A 23,701-nucleotide genomic window follows, 5' to 3' on the forward strand; every position below is an offset into this window, starting at 1 on the left:
CCGTCAGTTTGGCACGCCGTCGCCAGGTACCCGACCTGACGTGAGTAGACCAGTAACCTGGATGGGTGTCACACCAGCAACCACAACGCCGCGTGCGTCCGCAGCCTGCGCCTAGTCGAGCAAAGACCAGCCCAGGCCGGATCGCCGTCGCCGTCGTGTCGGTCCTGGTGTTACTGGTTACCGGCTTTGCCTGGCGCGGAGTGGACTCACTGCGCAATTCCCTGGCCACCGCCAGCGGACTCGGCTTGGGCGGCGGCAAGGACGGCGCCATCGACATCCTCATGGTGGGAACCGACAGCCGAACGGATGCGCACGGAAATCCCCTGAGCCAAAGCGAGCTGGATTCGCTACGGGCCGGTGAGGAAGTTGCGTCCAACACCGACACGATCATCTTGATCCGCGTTCCCAACGACGGCAGTTCCGCCACCGCGATCTCCATTCCCCGCGACGCGTACGTCAATGTTCCCGGCATCGGCATGTCGAAGATCAACGGAGCCTTCGGAGCAACCAAGGAGACCGAGCGTCTGCGGCTGGTCAACAACGGAGCAAGCGAATCGGAGTCGGACCGCAAATCCACTGAAGCGGGCCGCGAAGCACTCATCGAATCCGTCGCGAACCTGACCGGAATCACCGTCGACCACTACGCCGAGGTCGGTCTGCTCGGATTCGTTCTGCTCACCAATGCTGTGGGCGGCGTCGACGTATGCCTCAACGCGGCCGTGAACGAGCCTCTCTCCGGCGCCAATTTTCCGGCCGGCCAACAGACTCTCGACGGATCGAACGCCCTCAGCTTCGTCCGGCAACGTCACGATCTTCCCCGCGGCGACCTCGACCGCATCGTGCGTCAGCAAGTGTTCATGGCTTCCCTTGTCAGCCAGGTCCTCAGCGCAAAAACACTCAGCGATCCCGGCAAGCTCAGTTCGTTGACCAACGCCGTGTCACGCTCGGTGGTGATCGACGACGACTGGGACATCATCGAATTCGCGAAGCAACTGCAAAATTTGGCGGGCGGCAAGGTTCAGTTCGAAACCATCCCGGTGCTCGACATCAACGGTATGACCGACTACGGCGAGTCGATCGTCAAGGTCGATCCGAAAGAGGTGAAGAAGTACATCGCGAACCTCGTCGGCGCAGAGGTCGAGGAAGAAGAAACCACCTCGGCGGCGCCTACCGTCGATGCCTCGAAATTCACCGTCGACGTAGCTAACGCCAGCGATATCGGCGGACTCGCGAGCGGAGTCTCCGAAGCACTGAGCGCACTCGGCTACCGGGAAGGCGAAGTCGGAAACAACACCGGTGCAGACGTATCCGAGTCAACGGTCTTTGCGAAGTCCAAGGACGACGACGCAGCCCTTGCCGTCGCCGACGCATTGGGCGGCTTGACCGTAAAAGCGGATTCGTCGTTGCCCTCGAACACCGTTCGGGTTGTTCTCGCCTCGGACTACTCCGGTCCCACGTCCGCCGATTCCGTGTCACCAACGGATTCCGGCTCGACTTCAGCTTCCGGGACACCGGACTCGGCGAGCACAACCGAGACCAGTCCGACTCCCGCTCCCGCCGGACCGCCGATCGACGCCGCATCCAGCGGACCCCGCTGTGTGAATTAATACTCTGCGTAAACTGAGCGGATGCCTTCATCTGCCGACAATCTGACCGACGCACTCCTCGGACCGATCCTCGCGGCCGACCCTGCCGGACCACGGGTCACGTACTACGACGATGCGAGCGGCGAGCGCATCGAGTTGTCGGCAAGCACCCTGATGAATTGGGCTGCCAAGACCGCAAACATGGTGCGCGACGAGTTTGCTCTCGAGCCGGGAGCAAAAGTTGCGGTGCTGCTGCCGGCCCACTGGCAGAGCGTTGCCGTCCTACTCGGTGTGTGGTGGGCCGGGTGCGAGGTTGTCCTCTCCCCCGAGTCCGACGCCGAACTTGCTTTCGTGACGGCGGATCGACTCGATGACGTCGCCGACGTCCCTGAGGTCGCGGCGCTGTCCCTCGACGCATTCGGCAAGGGCCTGAGCGATCTGCCGATCGGGGTTGCCGACTACGCGACGTCCATCCGAGTGCATGGCGATCAGTTCCGCGCCGCGGGCGCCGGAGCGGCCCTGGAAGGCCGATCGGTTGCGGAAACCGTGCGCGCGGCAACGGAATCCGCCGCCGCCCGCGAACTCGCGTCGTCGGATCGTGTGATGTCCAGCGCGTCGTGGGATTCGGCTGAAGAACTGATCGACGGACTGCTGTCGGTGCTGGCCGCCGGCGCGTCGCTCGTGCAGGTAGCCCACCCGGACGCGGATGCTACCGCGCGCCGAGTGGGCACCGAGAAGGTCACGAAGCAGTTCTGACCGCAGTCAACTCGACAGTGCGCTGACGGGTGAGACCATCCCGGCTCTGCGGGCAGGCAGGAGTGAGGCGATCACTCCGGCCACGCCGCCGATCAAGGTGATGGCCACCAACTGCGCCCAGGGCACGGCGCCGAGCGACACGTCGCCAAGCCCGAAAACAGACGCCGTTCCCGCGACTCCGAACACCAGACCGAAGACAACACCGATCACCGATGCGACTCCTGCGACCAACAGCGCTTCCCAGATCAGCATCGCTCGAATTCCCTTCCTGGTCAGTCCGAGTGCGCGCAGCAGTCCGGATTCGCGGCGCCGCTCGAGAACGGAGAGCGCCAGGGTGTTCCCGACGCCGATCAGCGCGATCAGGATGGCAACCGACAGCAGGCCCGCAACGACCATCAGCATGGTGTCGAGGATCGAATCGATCGCCGAACGCATCTCGGTCATACCTTGAACGTCGCTACCCGGCGCGATCTGCCGCGCGATTTCGGTGATGCGGTCGGTGACGGCGAGCGCCTCTTCGTCGGTGGAGGTGCCCAGTCTGACCCAGTAACCGTCGTTGGTCGGGGTGGACGCCGCCGCTAGGTCTGCTCGATCCACTAGTGCGGGTTGCCCTTTCACACCCTCGATCACACTCACGGTGAATGGTCCACGATCTCCGCGCAGCGTGACGGTATCACCGGCACCAAGTCCGTAGTCGGTCAGGTCGGCTCGCGATAGCACGAGTTGGCCGGGAGCCGGAACTGAAATATCGGTACGCAGAACGTCTTTCACCTGCGCCGCGTCCACCCCGTACCCCTGCAGAGTCCCGTGCCCGTCGAGCATCAGATCTGCATTTACCAGGCCGCTGACGGCACGGACTCCTGCTATCGCGCCGATGTCGGTACCCAGAGCCTCCGGCAGTGACGCGGATCCGGAACTGCTCACCATGACATCGACCGGAAACTGGTTGTCCATCGCCACCGGCGCAGCGTCTTTCACCGTGGCGATACCCACCGCCATGGTGCTCGTCAATGCCACTCCGATCAGCAAAGCCAGTGCTGTCGCAGAGGTTCGACGCGGATTCCGGCCGGCGTTGCCCGCTGCGAGTTCGCCCACCGAGCCGATCATCCGCCCGAGGACACCACCGGCCGCTGTGATCAACGCAGGCACGATCCGCCCTGCCAGGGCCGCGATGCCGACAAACGAGAGCAAGCCACCGACTGTTGCCACCATCACCTGCTGCCCGATCACACCCATTACTGTCGCCGCGATACCGCCGAGTAGTGCAACGATGCCGAAGGCAACCCGAATCACCGAGGCTGCCACGTGTTCGGGCTTCGACTCCATCGGTACCAGGGCCGCCAAGGGCGACAACCGGGTTGCCGCACGGCCGGGTGCCGACGCTGCAACCATCGTCATCACGATGCCGACCACCAGTCCGACCAACAGGGTCACCGGTGTGACGGTCAGAGTCGACAGCGGTACCGGTACGTCCGCAGCAGTGGCCACCGCACCGATCGTGGCCGCCAATCCGATGCCCAGTCCCACTCCGAGGATCGATGCGATCACACCAACTGCGGCAGCCTCGGTCCGAATGCTGCGACGAACCTGTGTGGCGGTCGCACCCACACACCGCAGCAACGCGAGCTCCTGCGTTCGGGCCGCCAGCAGGACCGCAAACGTGTTGGCGATGACCAGTGCCGCAACCACTACCGCAACCGCGCCGAAGGCCAGCAGCACGGTGCTGAGAATGTCCGTGCCGCCGAGGTACTCGGCTGCCGCGGCGTCGGTGGCGGATTCCGCACTGACAACGGTCGAGTCCGCCGGCAGCGCGTGCGCCACCCGCTCCACAAGTTGGTCAGGCGTCACCGAACCGTCACCGACGATGCGGAACTCACGGGTGGCGGAGTCACCCGCCCACGTCGCAGCCTGCTCCGGTGTGGCAAACACTTTGGTGCCGCCGAGTCGTTGCGCCGACCCACTCAGATCGACAAACCCGACAACCCGAGCACTCGGATCTGCTGCGCTCTCCCCCGAATTCGCCGCAGTTACAATGATCTCGGCCCCGAGGGGAATCCCTGAATCAGCACTCACGAGAACCTGTCCCGGCGAGGTCGGCCACTCTCCTTGGGCGAGACTCTGCCAACGCAGCCGCGGGCTGTCGGAAACCGACAGCACATCGCCGTAAGACACACCTTGCTCCGCGGAGTCGACCCGGACGTATCCCGCGACGTCCTCGGCCACTGCCGACACACCCGGCACGCTGCGCAAGGCCCCGAGGTTCACATCCGGACCCGACGCAACCGCATCCGTCGTATTATATTGCGCAGCAAGCGATGTCCGCACGCTGGCGGTCACCGTCGAACTCAACGTCAACGTCGCGACGATGTACCCGACGGCGATCACCACGGCAAGGATCGACGCGACGTACCGGCCCGCATGTGCCCGGGCCTGAGCAAAAGCCAGTGCCCTCATCGGTAGACACCGATCGGTTGCGGGGCGTTGCTCGAGCCGGCGTTACCCAGATCGTCTGCCCCGAGTCCGCGCATCGCGGCCATCACCGAATCAACGGTGGGGCCGGAGATCTCCCCGGCCGTACGACCGTCCGCAATCAGCACCACTCGGTCGGCGTACGACGCCGCAACCGGATCATGAGTGACCATGACCACGGTCTGACCACTCTCCCGAACGGCGGTGCGGAGCAAACCGAGAACCTCGGTACCGGAACGTGAATCCAGATTACCGGTGGGCTCGTCGGCAAAAATTACGTCCGGTTGTGGCAACAATGCCCGCGCCACCGCAACGCGCTGCTGCTGCCCGCCGGACAGCTCGTGCGGAAGGTGGTCGAGTCGCTGGGACAGGCCGAGGGTTTTGACCACTTGGTCCATCCACGCCGGTTCGGGTTCACTGCCGGCCAACTTCATCGGAAGCACCATATTTGCGCGGGCCGTCAGCACCGGCAGCAAGTTGAAGGCCTGAAATACGAAACCGATTCGCTCGCGGCGCAATTCGGTGAGATCGGTGTCGCCGAGCTTGGTGATCTCCGTGTCTCCGAGGTAGACCTGCCCACCCGTCACCGTGTCGAGGCCGGCCAGGCAATGCATGAGCGTCGATTTTCCGGAGCCGGACGGACCCATGATCGCCGTGAACATTCCGCGGCCGAAATCCACGTCGATGCCGCCCAATGCGTGGACAGCGGTGTCGCCGGTGCCGTAGACCTTGGTGACACCGCGCGCCGTGATTGCAGGCGCGCTGTTCCTATGCTGATTCATGTCTACGACGCTATGGGAGCACCGGGGGCGGGCGCGTCGGAGCGCGGACCGATTTCGGGCTCGCCGGTATCCTCCTACAGGAGGACACCGGATCAGTCTTCAGCAGTACGAAGCCCTGCAGTACCAAGTTTACGTATCAGCACTCAACAGGTCAGCACGGCGCACCAGTCCGATCTGGAACGCGAAGACAACTGCCTGCACCCGATCGCGGGATTTGGTTTTCGAAAGAACCCGTCCCACATGAGTTTTCACGGTTGTCTCGGAAACATGGAACTTGGCCGCGATTTCCGAGTTCGACAGCCCGTACGCCATGGCCTCGAGAACTTCGATCTCCCGGGGGGTGAGATCGCCGGGTAACGCCGCCTCGGGGGCTGAGCCTTCGAGGAGTGGTCCGACATGCTGAAGCAGACGCCGCGTTGCCCGCGCCTCGATGACGGCGTCGCCGCGGTGCACCGTGCGAATGGCGTCGAGCAACTGCTCCGGCGGCACGTCCTTGAGCAGGAATCCGCTGGCACCTGCCCTGATGGCCGACATCACGTACTCGTCGTTGTCGAATGTGGTGAGCACCACAACCTTTGGGGCATCCGCCGTAGTCAGCAGCCGCCGCGTCGCTTCGATCCCGTCCATGTTCGGCATCTGGACGTCCATGAGCACGACATCCACCCGACGAGTTGCCAGCTGGTTCAGGCCTTGCTGCCCGTCGGACGCCTCGACCACCACTTCGAGGTCGGGTTGTGAGTCGATCACCATCCGGAAACCCGCTCGAACCAATTGCTGATCGTCGACAAGAGCCACTGCAATCGGAGTCACCGGATTGTCCATGGATGACACCCTAGGTCCTCTCGTACGGCAACACCGCATGCACGGCGTATCCGCCGCCTGCCTGGGGGCCGGCGGTAATCGTCCCGCCGTGCAGCCGCGCGCGTTCCGACATCCCGATCAAGCCTTGTCCACCGGGTGAGGATTCGACAAGCGCAGCACTACCACCGCGTCCGTCGTCGGCGATGCGAAGTACGAGTTCGGTATCGGTCCAGGTGATCTCGACGCCCGCGTGGGCGCCGGGTCCGGCGTGCTTGAGTACGTTGGTCAGCGATTCCTGCACGATGCGATACGCGGTCAGACCGGCACCGGCCGACAGATCGCGTGGTTCTCCGGCCACGGACGCGGTGACATCAAGTCCACTGCGGCGCAGGTCCTCCAGCAGAGCGTCGATATCGCCGGCGCCGGGAATCACCGCAAAATCTCGCGGCCGATCTTCGCGGAGCACCGAGAGAAGCGCACGCATGTCGGTCAAGGCCGCCCGCCCCGTCGACGCGATGGTTTCCAACGCCTGAACCGCTGCCTGCGGATCCTTGGCCGCGCTGTACCGACCGCCGTCCGCCTGGGCAATCACCACGGTGAGCGAGTGGGCAACGATGTCGTGCATCTCACGGGCGATTCGCGAACGCTCACTGATGGTGGCGATCTCGGCTTCCTGCGCTCGCTCGAGTTCGAGCAGTCGCGCGCGTTCGGTCAGACCTTCGAGTTGTTTGGTTCGCACACGCCGCAAGTCTCCGAATGCCCAGACCGCAAGCATGAAGATCATCAGGCCCACCGCTTGAAACACTTGCGCGGAGAACGAAATGCCGTCGTAGCCGAAGTATCGGAACTCCGCCGCGATCGACCCGAGTAAGGCGATCCCCAGTCCGGTGAAACTACTCCACCGCGCGCCGTATGCAGCGAGGGCGTACAGCGAGATCGGAACGGCTATCGCGCAGCCGAGCAGAGTGTTTCCGATGACAAGAACGTGCAGTACCGCGAAGCCGGCAATCAGCATGCCGGACAGCTCGGGGCGGGACCGTCGCCACGCCAACGGGACGCTCATGCCGAGCGAGACGATCACAGCCCAGACTCCGGCTGTGGCGGCGGTGACCAGGCTCAGCAAGGCGACCGCGCAAGCCAGGGTGATGTCGATGCCGCGCGCGTGTTCCGTAGTCCAGCGCACAAATCGTTCACTAGTCGGAAAACGGGCCATGCCGCCCACAGTAGCGCTACTCAGACGCGGTAACCGCCGTCTGCCAGCCCGGCTTCGATCTCGAACTTGTTTCGCACGCCCGGGTGGCGCAGTTCCTCGCGCAAGTACTTCGGCCCGAATGCCAGTCCGTGCCTGGCCCATTGGTCGGCATGAATCGCCTCGTGACGCAGCACTGCCCGAGTAATGTTCCGGCGGGTCAGATACACACCACCGAGAGTTGTTCCGCCGCGGGCAAATCCGCGCCGCATCCCGGAGGCGACAAAAATTCCGAACTCGTCGTCGAAGGTGATGCGCGCGCCCAGCACTCGGGCATAGAGCAACGCCACCTGCGTCACGAATGCGGCCTGCGCGCTGCCCCGACTAGCTCGGATCAGGGTCAGCGGCAGGCCGCGTCGTTCACGCATGAAAAATCTCAGCTACGCAGCTTCTCAGCCCAGCAGCTTTTCGCGCAGCGCCTTGTCCTTCTCGAGCACCATGGTCTCGAGGCTTTCCTGGAATACCACCATGGCTGCCTGCAGCGCGGGATCCGAGGCACCGAGGATGCGGGCGGCGAGCAGACCGGCGTTGCGGGCTCCACCGATCGACACCGTCGCGACCGGAACACCGGCAGGCATCTGGACGATGGACAGCAGCGAGTCCATACCGTCGAGATACTTCAGCGGAACCGGTACACCGATGACCGGCAACGGCGTTGCCGAGGCGACCATCCCGGGCAGGTGCGCCGCTCCGCCTGCGCCGGCGATGATGACCTTGATGCCGCGGCCGGCAGCGTCCTTCGCGTAGTCGAGCATCCGTTGCGGTGTGCGGTGTGCCGAGACCACACCGACCTCGAAGCGAATTCCGAACTCTGCGAGCGCTTCGGCTGCGGCTTCCATCGTCGGCCAATCGGAGTCGCTGCCCATGATCAGGCCGACCTGCGCGCCCATACTCTCACTCACCGTGTACATCCCATCCGTCGGTCCATACTGCATACGAAAGCCAGTGCGCTGCCCGCTCAGCCCGTTCCCGAACTGCGGCAACGTAATTCGGGTCGTCGATCGAGCCTGCCCCGCCCACGATGTTGACGTGGCCGATCTTGCGGTCCTTGCGCTCACCCTTGCCGTACAGGTGAATCTTGGCGTCGGGCATCCGGGCGAAGAGGTGGTGGACACGCTCGTCCATGCTCATCTCGGGAGCTTCGGGAGCACCGAGAACATTGGCCATCACCGTGACCGGAGCAATCGGCGACGTATCGCCGAGCGGGTAGTCGAGAACGGCGCGCAAGTGCTGCTCGAACTGCGACGTCCGGGCACCGTCCATGGTCCAGTGACCCGAGTTGTGCGGGCGCATCGCCAATTCGTTGACTACAAGACGGCCGTCGGTCGTCTCGAACAGTTCCATGGCCATCGCACCGACAACCCCGAGCTCCGACGCGATCCGCAACGCAAGCTGTTCCGCTTCTGCCGCAACGGCACCGGGCAGATCTGGAGCCGGCGCGATGACAACGGCGCACTGGCCGTGTCGCTGCACGGTCTCCACGACAGGCCACGACGCACCCTGACCGAACGGTGACCGCGCCACCATCGCCGACAGTTCGCGGCGCATCGACACCATTTCCTCGACGATCAGCGGAACACCCTTGTCCAACTGCTCGGTGACGATCGCCTCGGCTTCGTCGGAGTCGTCGGTGATCCACACACCACGGCCGTCGTATCCACCGCGCGTTGCCTTGATGACAACCGGCCAGCCGTGCTCGGCGCCGAAACGTACGACGTCCTCGGCCCACGTCACCTCGGCGTACGCGGGCACCGGTGCGCCCAGTTCTGCCAATTTACGACGCATCAGCAGTTTGTCCTGAGCGAAGATCAGTGCCTGCGGCGGCGGCTGCACGTTGACACCCTCGGCCACCAGCACCTCGAGATGTTCGGTCGGAACCTGCTCGTGATCGAATGTGAGCGCAGTGGATCCGACGGCGGCGCGGCGCAGCGCGTCCAAGTCGTCGTGGCTGCCGAGAACAACATCGGGGCTGACCTGTGCGGCCGGCTCACCGGCCGTTCCGGACAGCACCCGGAGCGTCTGGCCGAGGGCAACGGCTGCCTGGTGAGTCATGCGCGCGAGCTGTCCACCACCGATCATGGTGACGACAGGCATGGCCTTGTTCGCCGGTCGCGCGGTGGTCGGGCGGGGGGAGGACTGAACTGCGTCGTTATTGCCGGTCACGGCTATCTATGTTGTCATGCGCCGGATGTAGTCATGCGCCGGGGCGGGCGCTTCGTAGCGCCGACCCTGTCTGTGATTCTGCTGATGATTTCCGAACAAAACCATGACGGCGTGGTTTTCTTTCGTAAACTCATCTGTTGTGTCATTTGTCGACGGGGTAATCGCCCGCATACCCCAGCCGTTCCGAGACATTGCCCTGCGCCACAGCGAGCTGATCAAGTTCGCGATCGTCGGCGGAACCACCTTCCTGATCGACTCGGGCATCTTCTACACACTCAAGCTCTCGATCCTCGAATCCAAGCCGATCACCGCCAAGATCATCGCCGGCGTTATCGCGGTGATCGCGTCGTACATCCTCAATCGTGAGTGGTCGTTCAAGAATCGTGGCGGACGCGAACCTGCCCACGAGGCAGCGCTGTTCTTCTTCATCAGCGCGATCGGCGTGGTGATCAGCTTCATTCCGCTGTACATCTCGAGTTACGTCTTCAACCTGCGCGTTCCCGAAGTCAGCTTGACGACGGAGAATATCGCCGACTTCATCAGCGCCTATATCATCGGCAATCTCCTGCAGATGGTGTTCCGCTTCTGGTCCTTCCGTAAATTCGTGTTCCCGGAAGAGAATGCCGAGATCGTCAGCGATGACCACACCGAAGAAGAACTCGACCAAGCCTGACGCAGCGATATTCGCGCTTCACGTCACCGCGGTTCGCGCAGCGTGCCGACGTCGACCGGCTTTTCGGACGCCACCGGCAGGAACACCGCAAACGGTGCCGGCGTTCGACGTTGTAGCTCGAGCCGACCGCCGTCCGCTTCGATCAGCGCCCGCGCCAGCGCCAACCCGACGCCGGTGGAACCGGCCCCGGAGAAGCCTCGATCGAAAATGTGCGGAGCGAGATTGTTGTCGACCCCGCCGCCTTCGTCGGTCACCTCGATACAGACCATCGCTTCGCGCTTGGGAGCTCCGTCGATCAATCGAACGGATACCGTGCAGGTTCCGTCGCCGTGGGCAAAAGCATTGTCCACCAGAACGGACACGGCTTCGCGCAGGCGAGAGCCTGTTGTCGACGCTGTCACGCCGCGGTCGCCGGTCAAGCGGAGCGCTCGTCCGGCATCCTCGAACTGCGGCCGCCAATCCCCGCAGACGCCTTCGAGTTCGCTGACCACGGAGACTGTTGTGGCTGCGGAACCGCTGCTGCGCGAGGACCGCACCAACTCGTCGATTCCCTCCGTCAGCCGATCAACCTGGGCCATGGCTTCTTCAGCTTCGTGAACGACATCAGGGTCGCTGTGCACCGACAACTCGTCCAGACGCAGCCGCACTGCGGTGAGTCGGCTACGCAGTTGGTGCGAGACGTCCGCGACCAGCGCTCGCTCACGCTGCAGTCGGCCGGCAATCTCGACAGTCGCTGCATCGAGGACATCGGACACTCGGTCGAGTTCGGGAATGTCGTGGCGTCGTGGGTCCGGCCGGAAATCACCTTCTGCCAACCTCGCCGCCCGTTCGGCAACGTCCTGCAGTGGCCCGGCCAGTCGACGTGCCGTGACCACCGCGACGACGGCTCCGGTAGTGATCGCGACAAGGACCAATACTCCGACCGCCCCAACTGCCTGCTTCTGCTGCGTCCGCAATCTCTCCGACGGCACTTCGAGGCGCAGTGACCCGGACGATCCCATCGCCAACGACTCGACCAGCGGATTTTTCACTACCGCTTCGCCGATGTCGACGCGAGCGGCCCCGTCCGACGGGGTCGGGTACACGACAACAAGTCGAGCGTCGTTCGGGGTGAGCAATCGGAGTGCGTCGGTATTGAGGGCTCCGTCGACAACGCCGAGAGAACCTTCCTGGGCGATCACCTCGGTGGCCATGCGATCGAGTCGCACCCGCAAATCGTTGCGGCTCACGTCTTCGACCCACAACCAAGCCGTGTAGATGAGCGGAACACCCAGCAACAACGCGGTGAGGATGACGACCCCGAGAATCGACTGGAGAATGCGCCGACGCATCGAGCGAACTAGTCCGTGTTGATGCGGAAGCCGACGCCGCGCACAGTGGCAATTCGACGTTCGACCGCAGGGCCCTCGTCGCCGATCTTCCGGCGTAGCCAGGACATGTGCATGTCCAACGTCTTCGAGCCGCGCAACTCGACGTCCCCCCAGACCTCACGCAGGATCGCGTCGCGGGAGACGACTTCACCAGCGTGTTCGAGGAGCACCCGCAGAAGTTCGTATTCCTTGTTCGCCAAGGCGATCTCGGATCCGTTGACGAGGACACGCCGCGCGGCCGGTTCCAGGCGGATACCGCCGACCTCGACGATGCTGTCCTCACGACTGCCGTGTCGACGCAGGAGCGCGCGCACCCGGGCCATCAGTTCGGCCAACCGGAAGGGCTTGCCCACGTAATCGTCGGCGCCGGCGTCGAGACCGACGACAAAATCGACCTCGTCGGTACGGGCGGTCAGCATCAGCACGGCCAGAGTCGTCCGATGAGCGCGAATCTGTCGGCACACCTCGAGCCCGTCCATACCGGGCAGCCCCAAATCGAGGATCAGCAGATCGAAGTCACCTTCGAGCGCCTGCTGCAGTGCGGCGGGACCGGTCTGTTCCACTGTGACCGTGTACCCCTCCCGCCCCAATGCTCGGGCAAGTGGTGCGGCAATGGCCTCGTCGTCTTCGGCTAGCAATACGGCAGTCACAGGGACAGCGTACGGACAGCGAGCCTTTGCGCGGTGATTACCAAGCGTTTCCGTCATCTTCGCCCTGATCCTCGGGGCGGTTTCGCTCGTGCTGTTGCTGCGTGGAATCGAAAACCTGGTGATAGAGCAGCGAATGCACGTGCTCCACGTCCGGGATGTCGTCGAATTCGAGCGGATCGTCACTGGCCGACGCGATCACGAGCGTGCCGGTCTTGAGAAGCCGGTCGACCGGGCCGTGCCGGAACTGGACGTTGCTGATCCGGCCCATCGGGATGTCAATTCCGGTGTGGGTCAACACACCTTGCCGAATCAGGACCCGTCGATCGGTGACGATGAAATGCGTGAACTTCCAGACGGTGAACGGCGCCACCGATCGCCAGGCGACAACGCCGAACCAGGCGACGCCGATCACGATCGACAGCACGGTACGCGCTGTCCCGTCGACCTGCTTCTGTGTCACGCCGAGCAAAAACCCTGCCACGGCCGTCGCCAGGACAAACGTGAGCGCTGGAACCACCAGCATCTTCCAATGTGGATGCCGATGCAGGATCAGTTCCTCGTCCTGGGCGAGCGCATCTTCCGGATATCCCATGACGGGAAGTGTGCCATCTACCTCGGACAGATTAAGGCTGGGCGAGCTTGCGCAGCCCTAATCAGTTCTGGGCGAGCTTGCGCAATACGAACGGCGTGATGACGATAACGATGCCGTACAGCACCATCCAGACACCGACGACGATCCGGAAGACCTCGAGGGACAACTCAGGCTGCAGCAGCACAACCGCGCCGGCCACGATGCTGATGACACCGAGCACGATCGACAGGCCACGATCCGCAGTGCCACCGGACGCCGCGGCGATGATGTCGAGTACACCGCGGAACACCCACCAGGCACCGATCACCAGGGCGATCAGCACCACGGTCTGCAGCGGGCTGCGCAGGACGAGGAATCCGAGGAGCACTGCAAGCGCGCCCGAGATCGCGACGAGCGTGCGAGTGCCGCCGCTCGCGGTGACGTCGGCGAAGGAACGGATGATCTGCACGATGCCGAACGCGAACAGCTGGATGGCGATCACTACCGCGACGACAAACAGTGTGGCGTCCGGCCATACGAGAACCGCAATACCGAGGCCGAGCGTCAGGAGGCCGAGGAGCACAGTCATGCCGGTCAGAACGCGCCGGGCGCTTTCTGCCATTTCTGATTCGGTCGGAAGCACGATCGGTGTGGTCATGACCGAAAAATAGCACCCGAGCGGTCAAAAACGGACACGACTCGCTGTTTTTCTAGTCCGTGATCGGCGCCGCCCGCAGATGCGTGATGTCACCGGCGGCAACGGCAAACGTCTCGCCACCACTTCCCTCGATCTCGATGACCACGCGACCGGAGGTGTCGATGTCCGTCGCCGTGCCGAAAACTTCCTTGTCCCCCGGCAGGACAGCACGTACCCGTTTGCCGAGAGTTCCGCAGCGCTCGCGATATTCGGCTGCCAGCGCCCCGGTATCCCACCCGGAGTTCTCCCAGCCGCGGAACTGCCTCGCCAGTTCCCGTGCCAGTGCCCGCACCAACGTGTCCCGGTCAACGGTTTCCGCGTTTTCGAGAAGGAGCGAGGTGGCCGTCGGCACCGGCAGTTCCTCGGCGCCCAGACTCACGTTCAATCCGATTCCCACGACCACCGCGGGTTCCGGGGTGGTCCGCGCGACCTCGGCGAGAATGCCGGCCACTTTCTTGTCACCGATCAGAACGTCGTTGGGCCACTTCAGTTCTGCGGGCACCTCGGCCACCGTGCGCAATGCGTCGACGACGGCGATACCGGTGAGCAGCGGCAGCCAACCCATGTCGGCGAGGTTCAGTCCAGGCATCCCCAGCAGAACCGACATCGATATCTGTGCCTGCGCGGGGCTGACCCACGTGCGCGCGTGTCGCCCGCGCGCGCTTTCCTGATATTCGGCGATCAGCACATGACGATCGGCGCCCGGATCCGACGCGCGTGCCAAGAGGTCCGCGTTGGTCGACCCGGTGCTCTCGACGACGTCGAGCCGGTTCCAGAACGCACGTGCATCGCTACCGCCGTCGCTGCGCACGAGTGCGCGTCGCAGCGACGCTTGATCGAGGGGTGGTCGGTTCAGATCAGTCCACATAGTCCCAGCCTAAAGCGACGAGCAAAATGTACTGGTCAGTAGCTTAGGCGGGCGAAACCGCAACAATCGGACCTGCCTTCGAACCGACCCGAGGAGCCTCGTTAAGCTCACGACTCATGACCACTGTCCAAGAGCCCAACGCGCCGGAGGCGGCGACCGCACCCGATATCCATACGACCGCGGGAAAGCTCGCGGATCTGCGGATCCGGCAAGCGCAGGCGCAAGCACCGAGTGGCGAAGCCGCCATCGACAAAGTGCACGCCAAAGGCAAGCTGACCGCCCGTGAGCGCATCACCGCCCTTCTCGACGAGGGTTCCTTCGTCGAACTCGACGCCTTGGCCCGTCACCGCTCGGTGAACTTCGGCTTGGCCGAGAACCGTCCCGTCGGCGACGGCGTCGTCACCGGTTACGGCACCATCGACGGCCGCGACGTCTGCGTCTTCAGCCAGGACGCCACCGTCTTCGGTGGATCGCTCGGCGAAATCTACGGTGAGAAGATCGTCAAGGTCATGGACCTCGCGATCCGCACCGGCCGCCCGCTGGTCGGCATCAACGAAGGTGCAGGAGCCCGCATCCAGGAAGGCGTCGTCTCGCTCGGCCTGTACGGCGAGATCTTCCACCGCAACGTTCAGGCGTCCGGTGTCATCCCGCAGATCTCCCTGATCATGGGCCCCGCCGCCGGTGGCCACGTGTACTCCCCCGCGCTGACGGACTTCGTCGTGATGGTCGACGAGACATCGCAGATGTTCGTCACCGGCCCCGACGTCATCAAGACCGTCACCGGCGAAGACGTCACCATGGAAGACCTGGGCGGCGCACGCACCCACATGGTCAAGTCCGGTGTCGCGCACTACGTCGCGTCCGGCGAGCAGGATGCCCTCGACTACGTCAAGGACCTGCTGAGCTACCTGCCGTCCAACAACCAGGCAGCAGCACCGCGTGGCGAGATCACCGATCCGATCGTCGGTTCCATCGAGGAGAGCCTCACCGCCGAGGACATCGAACTCGACACCCTCATCCCGGATTCGGCGAACCAGCCGTACGACATGCACGAGGTCATCCGCCGCATCCTCGACGACGACGAGTTCCTCGAGGTCCAGGCTGAGCGCGCGATGAACATCATCGTCGGCTTCGGTCGCGTCGACGGTCGCAGCGTCGGTATCGTCGCCAACCAGCCGATGCAGTTCGCCGGTTGCCTCGACATCGACGCTTCCGAGAAGGCTGCGCGCTTCGTCCGCACCTGCGACGCGTTCAACGTCCCGATCATCACCCTCGTCGACGTTCCCGGCTTCCTCCCGGGTACCGAGCAGGAGTACAACGGCATCATCCGCCGCGGCGCGAAGTTGCTGTACGCGTACGGCGAGGCCACTGTGGGCAAGATCACCGTCATCACCCGCAAGGCATACGGCGGAGCGTACGACGTCATGGGCTCCAAGCACATGGGCGCCGACCTCAACCTGGCCTGGCCGACTGCACAGATCGCCGTCATGGGCGCATCGGGAGCCGTCGGATTCGTCTACCGCAAGCAGCTTCTCGAAGCCGCGAAGAACGGTGACGACGTCGACGCATTGCGCTTGAAGCTGCAGAACGAGTACGAGGACACCCTCGTCAACCCGTACGTAGCGGCCGAGCGTGGATACGTCGACGCTGTGATCCCGCCGTCGCACACCCGCGGTCAGATCGTTGCCGCTCTGCGTCTGCTCGAGCGCAAGTCCGTTTCCCTTCCGCCCAAGAAGCATGGGAACATTCCCCTATGAGCACAGTTACCGAGGACATCACGACGGAAGAGGTCACAGTTGTGGCGACTTCGTCCGTCAACGGTGCCGATGTCGACGGCGCCGTCGCTGACTCCGCGGTGACCGAAAAGGCCGAAACCCCGGTTTCGGATGCGTCGGTCATCAAGATCGTCAAGGGTTCGCCCACCGACGTCGAGATTGCCGCGCTGGTCAGCGTCCTTGCCGCTGCATCGGGTGGTTCGGCTCCGGCCGAGTCGCTCCCGAGCGAAACGTGGGGAGATCCGACGCAGTTCCATCGCACGCGTGCGCCGTTCTCGCCGTACTCGTACCTGAACCCGTTCGGACGACGTACCTGAACCCGTTCGGGTAGCGCACCTGATCTAGCCTGCTTGTGTGACTCAACTAGTTCTGGCTTCGGCATCCCCGGCACGCCTCGCAGTTTTGCGGGCGGCCGGGGTTTTGCCTGTTGTACGTGTTTCCGGTGTCGACGAAGACAAGATCGCGGGTGAACTCGGACCGGGTGCGGCCCCGCAGAAGGTGGTCACGGTGCTGGCCGAGGCAAAGGCCGCGGAGATCGTTCCCGGCCTGGCGGCAGACGGTTTGACCGATGTTGTTGTCGTCGGCTGTGATTCGATGCTTCTGATCGATGGTGAACTGCACGGAAAGCCGGGCAGTGTCGAAGTTGCGCGGCGTCGGTGGGCCGCGATGGCGGGCCGTAGTGCCACTCTGCTCACCGGTCATTGTGTGATGCGGGTGATCGAAGGCCACATAGTGCGCGTCGCGTCCGATCACAGCGCCACGGTGGTGCATTTCGCGAATCCGTCCACCGATGATCTCGAGGCCTATCTCGCCACGGGCGAACCCCTCCAGGTTGCAGGCGCTTTCACGCTGGACAGCCTTGGTGGATGGTTCGTCGAGAAGATCGAGGGCGACCCGTCGAGTGTGATCGGTATCGGATTACCTTTGGTGCGAACCCTTTTGGAACGCGTCGGTGTCTCCGTCTCCGATCTGTGGCGCACTCAGAGCGTCTTCTGATCTTCCATCACCAGAATATTGACCTTCGGCAGCCCCAGCGATGCAAGTGCAATTGCCAGCGCGATGACGGAAATGATCGTCAGCACGCTGCGCTGGGCCTGCAGGAAGGCTTCTCCCGCCGCTGATCTGGTGGACGCATACGCTGCCGTGACGGCCACCTGAGCGGGGCCACTCGCTGCGACTGCGGAACCTTTCGAACTGCATTCCGGCGCCACCGTCATCGGCGAGCCGGATTCGAGTTGGCTTGTCGCACAATCGACAAAGGTCTTCTCGGCAATGTCGCGGATACCTTCGTTCAGGCCGGCAGCCTCGAGCGTCGCGACGTAGTTCTCGCGCTCCCCTTGCACCGCGGCGGGCGCATTGCCGGCGACGAGCGAAAAGAACACGACTCCGATCAGCGCCAGCCCGATCGAGCTCCCCACCTGTTGCACGGTGGGCAGCAGGCCAGACACCGAACCTGCGTGTTGTGGCCGCACCGAAGCAAGAATGGCCGTCTGCAACGGCGCGACGAACAGACCGAGTCCGGCGCCGCCGATCAGCAGCGGCCCGGCCAGGGAAAGCCAGGACGGATCGGTCCCCACCTTTTCGAGAATCGTCGAGAGCGTCAGCAGTGATCCGGCAAAAACCACCATTCCCACAATGAGTACGCGGTTGCCGAGCAGCCGGTAGACCGCCGACGAGAGCACCGCCGCCACCCCCATTCCCACTGCCCATGGCAACGTCATGACGCCGGCACGAAGTGGGGAGAACCCGAACCCGAACTGCAGCGTCAGGCTGATCGTGAAGATCAATGACGTCAAAGTGCCGAAGAACACGAAGGCCAGGGCTGCGCCGACGGCAAATGCTCGGTCTCGAAAGAGTTCGAGGCGCAGAACGGGATCGCCGCCGTGTTTTCCCAATCGATATTCGTAGAGGACAAACGCCACTGCGATCGGAACCGACGCCGCGATCATCACGACGAGCGGGGTGGGCCACCCGCGGGCGCGACCCTCGGCCAGGGGGAAGATGAGCAAGAAGAGCGCGACGGACGACAGCAGCGCGCCCACCAGATCGAGCGAACGAACTGAATCCGCCTTGGCGTCGGCAAGATGGAAGTAGCCCACGATCAGTGCGGCGATGCCGATCGGGATATTGACGAAGAAAATCAGCCGCCAACCCCAGTCGAAGAGATTCCATTCGATCAGCAGGCCGCCGATCAGCGGGCCACTGACCGTCGCCAGACCGATAGTTGCTCCGTAGATCCCGAACACCCGTGGATGACGGGATTTCGGAAACAATCCCGAGATGATCGCAAACGTCTGCGCGGACATCGAGCCTGCCGCAAGACCCTGCAAACCACGACAGACAATGAGCATCGTGGCACTCTGCGCCAGTCCACAGAGCAGTGACGCGACCACGAACACCGACAATGCGGTCAGGAACACCGCACGACGCCCCCACAGGTCGCCCAGACGCGCTGCCGTGATGAGGGAACAGGCAAATGCCAGGACGTACACACTCACCATCAGCAGCTGCGCGGAGACACCGGCGCCCAGATCGACGGCGATGCTGGGCAATGCCACGTTCACGATCGTTGCATCGAGCAACTGCATGAATGCCGCGGCGAGGCTGGTCGCGAGGCCGAGCCACGGCGTCAGTGACGACGGGGTGGACGACCGATCACGGGTAGTGGGAAGCACCCGGCCACACTAGACGAGGTTGTTGCCACCCTGTCCATATGACGGCATTCTGGATACGTCACTATGGAGATGACCACAATGTCCGGTAGGTGTGGTTGTAATCATTATCGGTTTAGAACAGGGAAGAACAGACAATCCGTTCTCCCGAATGCGATAGTTCATCGTCTGTCCAGTTCCAGGACGGACCTTCTCTTACGACATGCGCAGGAGCCCTACTCGATGGATCTGAATTTGATCACCCATTGGCGTCCACAACCCGGAAGGGTGGTCGAATGGGGGGTCACGGATGCCTGCGCCGCGAGCGCTGCCGGAGCAGAGATCAATCGGGATCTACCTCCTACAACGATGCAGGACCGTCACTTCCGACGTGCGCGGATCGCTGCTGAGAACGGTGATCCCCAATCGCCGTGGATCGGCATCGCCTTCGATTTCGACGGCCCGCTCGACCGCGCGGCGATGACGCGTGCGCTGACGAAGTACGTCCGCCGGCACGACACCCTGCACAGTTGGTTCTCGTTCGACGCTGCGATGGCCGATCCGAGCGACCCGAACTTTCCGGTGCGGCGCCATGTGGTGCCGCCGGAAACCATCGATCTCACATACCGAGAAGGCCAGGAGCTGAGTGACCCGGAGGACGTCCGCGCTCTGGTCGAGCGAAAGTTTGCCACCGAGACCAGCGGATTGGGTTGGCCCGCGTTTGTCTTCGGCGCGGTGGAGCACCTCTCGCCCCAATCACCCGGCTTCACGCTCTTCCACGCGATCGATCATGCGCACACCGACATGTATTCAATGGTGCTGACGTACGCGGAGCTGCGCGCGTGCTACGCCGCCGAAACGACCGGAACCGACATCGAGCTTCCAGCTGCGGGTAGTTACGCCCAGCTGGGTCGAGCCGAGCAGGAACTCTCCGCGACCTTGACCATGGAATCTCCCGAGGTTCACGAGTGGCTCGGCTACCTCATGCGCAGCGGTGGGTCGTTCCCGGGATTTGCCTTGCCGCTCGGTGCCGAGGACACCCCGAAACCTGCGATCGGATCGCGGTTCGAATTGGCCGACGATATCGAATGCGAGAAATTCGGGGCCGTCTGCAAGGAGAACGGATCGAATTTCATCGGTGGAATTTTCACTGCGCTCGCTATTACCGAATTCGAATTGGCCGGCCGCGACAAGTTCATCGCTCTCTCGCCGGTCAGCACTCGATCAGAAGCCGACACGTTCTCCCAAGGTTGGTACGTCAATCTCATTCCGGTCGGAATCGACATCGGGGAGCAACAGACGTTCACGCAATTGGCCGAGATCGGCCAGCAGGCGTATCACCGGGGCAAGTCACTCCTGCACGTATCGGTGCAACAAGTGATCGACGTCGTGCTCGCCGCCATGGGTGAAGCGGGAGCGTCGACCGGAATTACGAAGACATTGACGCCGCCCCCCATCGTCTCCTACATCGACGGCCGCCGCACGCCTGGATCGGAAACCTACGTCGAGACCAATGCCACCGGCATTGTCGGCGGTAAGGAAACGCAGATCGCCTCCATGTGGATCAATCGGGTGCAGACCGGTACCTGGATGGCGATTTCCCATCCCGACACACCGACCGCGCACGAGTCGGTCACTCGTTTCGCGAAGCACCTGGCGAATGTCATCACAACTGTTGCCACCCAGGGTGATTACTCGATTTCACGCGCGTCGGGTGTCGCCTGATGCATGTGACATCGATCGACCGTTACGGCCTCGAACCCGGCGTCGTCACCGAATGGTCGCTGCAGCCGGCTGACGACGCTGTCACCGAATCCGCGATTCCGCCGTCCTACAATCAGCATTTCCACCTCGAGACGGCGCGCACCCATGGCGTCGGCCGAAGTGTCTGGATGGCAGCAGCTTTCGATCTCCCCGGCCAATTGAACCGTCCGGCACTGGATCTGGCTCTGCGACTGTTCATCAGTCGCCACGACACGTTGCACACCGGCTTCGAGGTCGGCGAGTTCGGTGCGGTTCGGATGGATCTGGACCATGCGACCGCAACTATCGTCACGTCGGAACCGATGACCACGGCCACCACTGCGGAACTGCGCAGCCATCTCAAGAAGCGGTTCACCGAGGTCTGCGATCCCTTGACGTTCCCCGCGTACACCTTCGCGACGGTGGAGCGCGCCGAGCACTACACAGTCCTGAGCGCATTCGACCACACATTGGTGGACGGCTATTCACTGGTCATCGCACTCGGTGAGCTCCGTCAGATCTACGAGGGCTTGAACGCGCTCCCCGCGCTCGACGACGCGAGTGCTGTTGCCGACGTGATGAGCCACCTGGGTGATCCGGGCAGCTTCGTGCGCTACTGCGAACTGGAAGCCGACGGGCTCGTTCCCATCGAGAACGATCCCCGCTTGCGAGAGTGGGAGCGGTTCTACGAAATCTGTGGCGGCACGTCGCCGAGTTTCCCCCTCGATCTCGGTGTGGAGGCCGGACATCCGGCGCCGCAAGGAGCGGACGTGCGGGTTCTCCTCGATGCCGAACGGACAGCGGAATTCGACTCGATCTGCACCGCGGCAGGTGGCAGTGTCTTCACCGGAGTTCTCACGGCGATGGGAATGACCACGGAATCAACTACCGGGAAATCCACACTGCCACTGCAGTTTCCGTTGCACATCCGTAAGGACCCCCGCTGGGCGGACGCAATCGGGTGGCTCACCACGAGCGCGCCGATCACCGTGCGGGTCACCCCGGACGGTGATTTCGGGGCGTCGCTGGCACATACGCACGCGTCGTTCCGGGTGGCACTGACACTCGAAGGTCTCACGATGGCACAAGTTCGTGATGCGTTGGGCGAGAAGATCCGTCGCACTCGCACTGATGTCTTCATGGTCTCGTACATCGACTACCGCAGGCTTCCAGGCACCGACGATCACGACGAACTCAACGCTCACCACATCAGCAACGTCACCGTGGCCGACGACGCGCAGTTCTGGATTTCACGGACAAACCGCGGCTTGTCACTGCGATCGAGGTTCCCGGACACCGACGTAGCGAACGTCACGATGGTGAACTTCCTCACCGAACTGGACCGGAAACTCCATGACATCTGCAAGCGCGGCGTGACGCCGATCGGAAGTCTGACCGAACAATTGAGGGATTCGGCGATCGGAGCAGGAACACCGCTGATCTAGCCCGACCTGGTTCGGGGCAGCGGGAGCGGGAGCCCTCGCACGCATTCGAGCGACTCCCACGCGGGGAGCGCCTAGAATCGTTGGAGTCCGTCTATCGACCCGATCGATTCGCCTTACAGGAGCCACCCGTGCCCGTTGCCCCCGATCCTTTACCCGCGTTTGCCGAGTTCAGTAATCCCGACCGGTTGGTCTCTACTGAATGGCTGTCGGCGAATATCGGTGCGCCGGGACTGAAGGTGGTCGAATCCGACGAGGACGTTCTGCTGTACGACATCGGGCACATCCCCGGTGCCGTCAAGATCGACTGGCACCTCGACCTCAACGATCGGGTCACCCGCGATTACATCGACGGCGAGGCCTTTGCCGACCTGATGAACCGCAAGGGCATCAGCCGCGACGACACCGTTGTCATCTACGGCGACAAGAGCAACTGGTGGGCGGCATACGCTCTGTGGGTGTTCACCCTGTTCGGACACGAGGACGTCCGTCTGCTCGACGGCGGCCGCGATGCGTGGATTGCGGAGAACCGCGACACGTCGTTCGACGTCCCGTTTGCCACGTCCACCGGTTACCCGGTGATCGCGCGTAACGACGCTCCCATCCGCGCCTTCAAGGACGACGTCCTGGCGCATCTCGGCGGCGGACCGCTGATCGACGTGCGGTCACCGCAGGAGTACACCGGCGAGCGCACCCACATGCCCGATTACCCGGAGGAAGGCGCGCTGCGCGGAGGTCACATCCCCAGCGCCCGGAGCATTCCGTGGGCCAAGGCCGCCGCCCCTGACAGCCGTTTCCGCACGCGCGCAGAACTCGACGAGATCTACGGTGACCTGTCGCGCGAAGACAAGATCGTTGCGTACTGCCGTATCGGTGAGCGCTCGAGCCACACGTGGTTTGTCCTCACACACCTCCTCGGGTACCCCGACGTCCGCAACTACGACGGTTCGTGGACCGAGTGGGGCAATGCCGTGCGCGTTCCGATCGCTGTCGGCGAAGAGCCCGGAGACGTTCCCGCCGGAGCATCGGCATGAGCGAATTACCTGAGCCACTGGCGGAGATAGTCGACGATTTCGCAGCCGTCGGCACCTCCGACAAGCTCACTCTTCTTCTCGAGTTCAGTCGCGAGTTGCCGCCGCTACCCGCCGAACTCGAACAAGACGCCATGGAACCAGTTCCGGAATGTCAGTCGCCGCTGTTCCTTTCGGTGGACGATGCCGATCGTGACAAGGTCCGGCTGTATTTCAGCGCGCCCGCAGAAGCCCCGACCACTCGTGGCTTTGCCTCCATCCTGGCGCAGGGACTCGACGGTCAGAGCGCGGACGCGATTCTTGGGGTTCCCGACGATTTCTACTCGGCGCTCGGTCTCGCGGAAGCGGTCAGTCCCCTTCGTCTGCGCGGCATGTCCGCGATGCTCGCCCGTATCAAGCGTCGTTTGCGGGGCTGAGTACAAGA

The 23,701-nt window shown here is 63.4% G+C and carries 23 protein-coding genes; 10 read left to right on the plus strand and 13 right to left on the minus strand.

The features are described 5' to 3' along the window. The first annotated feature begins 92 nt into the window (after window positions 1–92). Both EEB13_RS02695 and EEB13_RS02700 read left to right on the plus strand, forming a co-directional pair. Window positions 93–1,607, plus strand: a complete 1,515-nt coding sequence (locus EEB13_RS02695; RefSeq protein WP_045070602.1) for an LCP family protein — start codon at window positions 93–95, stop codon at window positions 1,605–1,607. A gap of 21 nt (window positions 1,608–1,628) precedes the next feature. Beyond that, window positions 1,629–2,342 carry a TIGR03089 family protein gene (locus EEB13_RS02700; RefSeq protein ID WP_141484523.1) on the plus strand — a complete coding sequence of 238 codons (714 nt, stop codon included), beginning with the start codon at window positions 1,629–1,631 and terminating at the stop codon, window positions 2,340–2,342. Between the two features lie 6 nt (window positions 2,343–2,348). Here the strand turns inward: EEB13_RS02700 and EEB13_RS02705 are convergent, their stop codons facing one another. The 7 genes from EEB13_RS02705 to EEB13_RS02735 all read right to left on the minus strand — a co-directional run bounded on the left by EEB13_RS02705 (window position 2,349) and on the right by EEB13_RS02735 (window position 9,806). Continuing rightward, window positions 2,349–4,796: an ABC transporter permease gene (locus EEB13_RS02705; protein WP_141484524.1), complete on the minus strand. Its 2,448-nt coding sequence runs from the start codon at window positions 4,794–4,796 to the stop codon at window positions 2,349–2,351. Beyond that, window positions 4,793–5,593 carry an ABC transporter ATP-binding protein gene (locus EEB13_RS02710; RefSeq protein ID WP_141484525.1) on the minus strand — a complete coding sequence of 267 codons (801 nt, stop codon included), beginning with the start codon at window positions 5,591–5,593 and terminating at the stop codon, window positions 4,793–4,795. Before EEB13_RS02710 ends, EEB13_RS02705 begins: the two co-directional genes overlap by 4 nt. 129 nt (window positions 5,594–5,722) lie before the next feature. After that, complete coding sequence (locus EEB13_RS02715; protein WP_033231507.1) at window positions 5,723–6,415, minus strand: response regulator; 693 nt, start codon at window positions 6,413–6,415, stop codon at window positions 5,723–5,725. A 10-nt stretch (window positions 6,416–6,425) separates the two neighbouring features. Then, window positions 6,426–7,607: a sensor histidine kinase gene (locus EEB13_RS02720; RefSeq protein ID WP_033231508.1), complete on the minus strand. Its 1,182-nt coding sequence runs from the start codon at window positions 7,605–7,607 to the stop codon at window positions 6,426–6,428. A gap of 20 nt (window positions 7,608–7,627) precedes the next feature. Next, complete coding sequence (locus tag EEB13_RS02725; protein ID WP_033231215.1) at window positions 7,628–8,011, minus strand: hypothetical protein; 384 nt, start codon at window positions 8,009–8,011, stop codon at window positions 7,628–7,630. 24 nt (window positions 8,012–8,035) lie between these two features. Continuing rightward, entirely contained in the window at window positions 8,036–8,554 is a 519-nt protein-coding gene (gene purE / locus EEB13_RS02730; protein WP_033231216.1) for a 5-(carboxyamino)imidazole ribonucleotide mutase, read from the minus strand. Next, window positions 8,538–9,806: a 5-(carboxyamino)imidazole ribonucleotide synthase gene (locus EEB13_RS02735; RefSeq protein WP_033231217.1), complete on the minus strand. Its 1,269-nt coding sequence runs from the start codon at window positions 9,804–9,806 to the stop codon at window positions 8,538–8,540. The genes purE and EEB13_RS02735 overlap by 17 nt, the downstream gene beginning before the upstream one ends. Window positions 9,807–9,945: 139 nt before the next feature. Here EEB13_RS02735 and EEB13_RS02740 point away from each other — a divergent pair, with 139 nt between their 5' ends. Then, on the plus strand, window positions 9,946–10,479 hold the full coding sequence (locus tag EEB13_RS02740; protein WP_033231509.1) for a GtrA family protein: 534 nt from the start codon (window positions 9,946–9,948) through the stop codon (window positions 10,477–10,479). Between the two features lie 23 nt (window positions 10,480–10,502). Here the strand turns inward: EEB13_RS02740 and EEB13_RS02745 are convergent, their stop codons facing one another. From EEB13_RS02745 to EEB13_RS02765, 5 genes are all read right to left on the minus strand, one after another. After that, window positions 10,503–11,810 (minus strand): sensor histidine kinase, encoded by a 1,308-nt coding sequence (locus tag EEB13_RS02745; protein WP_141484526.1) that lies wholly within the window; start codon window positions 11,808–11,810, stop codon window positions 10,503–10,505. Between the two features lie 8 nt (window positions 11,811–11,818). Beyond that, window positions 11,819–12,499 (minus strand): response regulator transcription factor, encoded by a 681-nt coding sequence (locus tag EEB13_RS02750; protein ID WP_033231510.1) that lies wholly within the window; start codon window positions 12,497–12,499, stop codon window positions 11,819–11,821. A gap of 37 nt (window positions 12,500–12,536) precedes the next feature. After that, window positions 12,537–13,091: a PH domain-containing protein gene (locus tag EEB13_RS02755; RefSeq protein WP_033231219.1), complete on the minus strand. Its 555-nt coding sequence runs from the start codon at window positions 13,089–13,091 to the stop codon at window positions 12,537–12,539. Window positions 13,092–13,152: 61 nt separating this feature from the next. Further along, window positions 13,153–13,728 (minus strand): HdeD family acid-resistance protein, encoded by a 576-nt coding sequence (locus tag EEB13_RS02760; RefSeq protein ID WP_095886585.1) that lies wholly within the window; start codon window positions 13,726–13,728, stop codon window positions 13,153–13,155. 52 nt (window positions 13,729–13,780) lie between these two features. Continuing rightward, window positions 13,781–14,635, minus strand: a complete 855-nt coding sequence (locus EEB13_RS02765; protein WP_095886586.1) for a biotin--[acetyl-CoA-carboxylase] ligase — start codon at window positions 14,633–14,635, stop codon at window positions 13,781–13,783. A gap of 116 nt (window positions 14,636–14,751) precedes the next feature. On the opposite strand from EEB13_RS02765, the gene EEB13_RS02770 reads away from it, so the two are divergent. The 3 genes from EEB13_RS02770 to EEB13_RS02780 are packed head-to-tail and all read left to right on the plus strand — an operon-like array spanning window position 14,752 to window position 17,406. Next, the gene (locus tag EEB13_RS02770; RefSeq protein WP_033231222.1) at window positions 14,752–16,392 is read left to right on the plus strand and encodes an acyl-CoA carboxylase subunit beta; all 1,641 of its coding nucleotides are present in this window, start codon (window positions 14,752–14,754) and stop codon (window positions 16,390–16,392) included. Continuing rightward, entirely contained in the window at window positions 16,389–16,727 is a 339-nt protein-coding gene (locus EEB13_RS02775; RefSeq protein ID WP_033231223.1) for an acyl-CoA carboxylase epsilon subunit, read from the plus strand. Before EEB13_RS02770 ends, EEB13_RS02775 begins: the two co-directional genes overlap by 4 nt. Window positions 16,728–16,764: 37 nt before the next feature. Beyond that, window positions 16,765–17,406: a Maf family protein gene (locus EEB13_RS02780; RefSeq protein ID WP_095886587.1), complete on the plus strand. Its 642-nt coding sequence runs from the start codon at window positions 16,765–16,767 to the stop codon at window positions 17,404–17,406. Here EEB13_RS02780 and EEB13_RS02785 read toward each other — a convergent pair. After that, window positions 17,391–19,085, minus strand: coding sequence for a DHA2 family efflux MFS transporter permease subunit (locus EEB13_RS02785; RefSeq protein WP_257013076.1), 1,695 nt, complete (start codon window positions 19,083–19,085; stop codon window positions 17,391–17,393). The two genes, EEB13_RS02780 and EEB13_RS02785, sit on opposite strands and share 16 nt — an antisense overlap. Window positions 19,086–19,304: 219 nt before the next feature. Here EEB13_RS02785 and EEB13_RS02790 point away from each other — a divergent pair, with 219 nt between their 5' ends. The 4 genes from EEB13_RS02790 (at window position 19,305) to EEB13_RS02805 (ending at window position 23,693) form a co-directional block, all read left to right on the plus strand. Further along, window positions 19,305–20,786: a condensation domain-containing protein gene (locus tag EEB13_RS02790; protein WP_033231225.1), complete on the plus strand. Its 1,482-nt coding sequence runs from the start codon at window positions 19,305–19,307 to the stop codon at window positions 20,784–20,786. Continuing rightward, window positions 20,786–22,249, plus strand: coding sequence for a condensation domain-containing protein (locus tag EEB13_RS02795; protein ID WP_033231226.1), 1,464 nt, complete (start codon window positions 20,786–20,788; stop codon window positions 22,247–22,249). Before EEB13_RS02790 ends, EEB13_RS02795 begins: the two co-directional genes overlap by 1 nt. 128 nt (window positions 22,250–22,377) lie before the next feature. Then, entirely contained in the window at window positions 22,378–23,280 is a 903-nt protein-coding gene (locus EEB13_RS02800; protein ID WP_033231227.1) for a sulfurtransferase, read from the plus strand. Then, entirely contained in the window at window positions 23,277–23,693 is a 417-nt protein-coding gene (locus EEB13_RS02805; RefSeq protein ID WP_141484527.1) for a SufE family protein, read from the plus strand. Before EEB13_RS02800 ends, EEB13_RS02805 begins: the two co-directional genes overlap by 4 nt. Window positions 23,694–23,701: the final 8 nt, after the last annotated feature.

Origin of the sequence: Rhodococcus sp. WS3 (assembly GCF_003797085.1) — a bacterium.
Taxonomy (GTDB): domain Bacteria; phylum Actinomycetota; class Actinomycetes; order Mycobacteriales; family Mycobacteriaceae; genus Rhodococcus_F; species Rhodococcus_F globerula.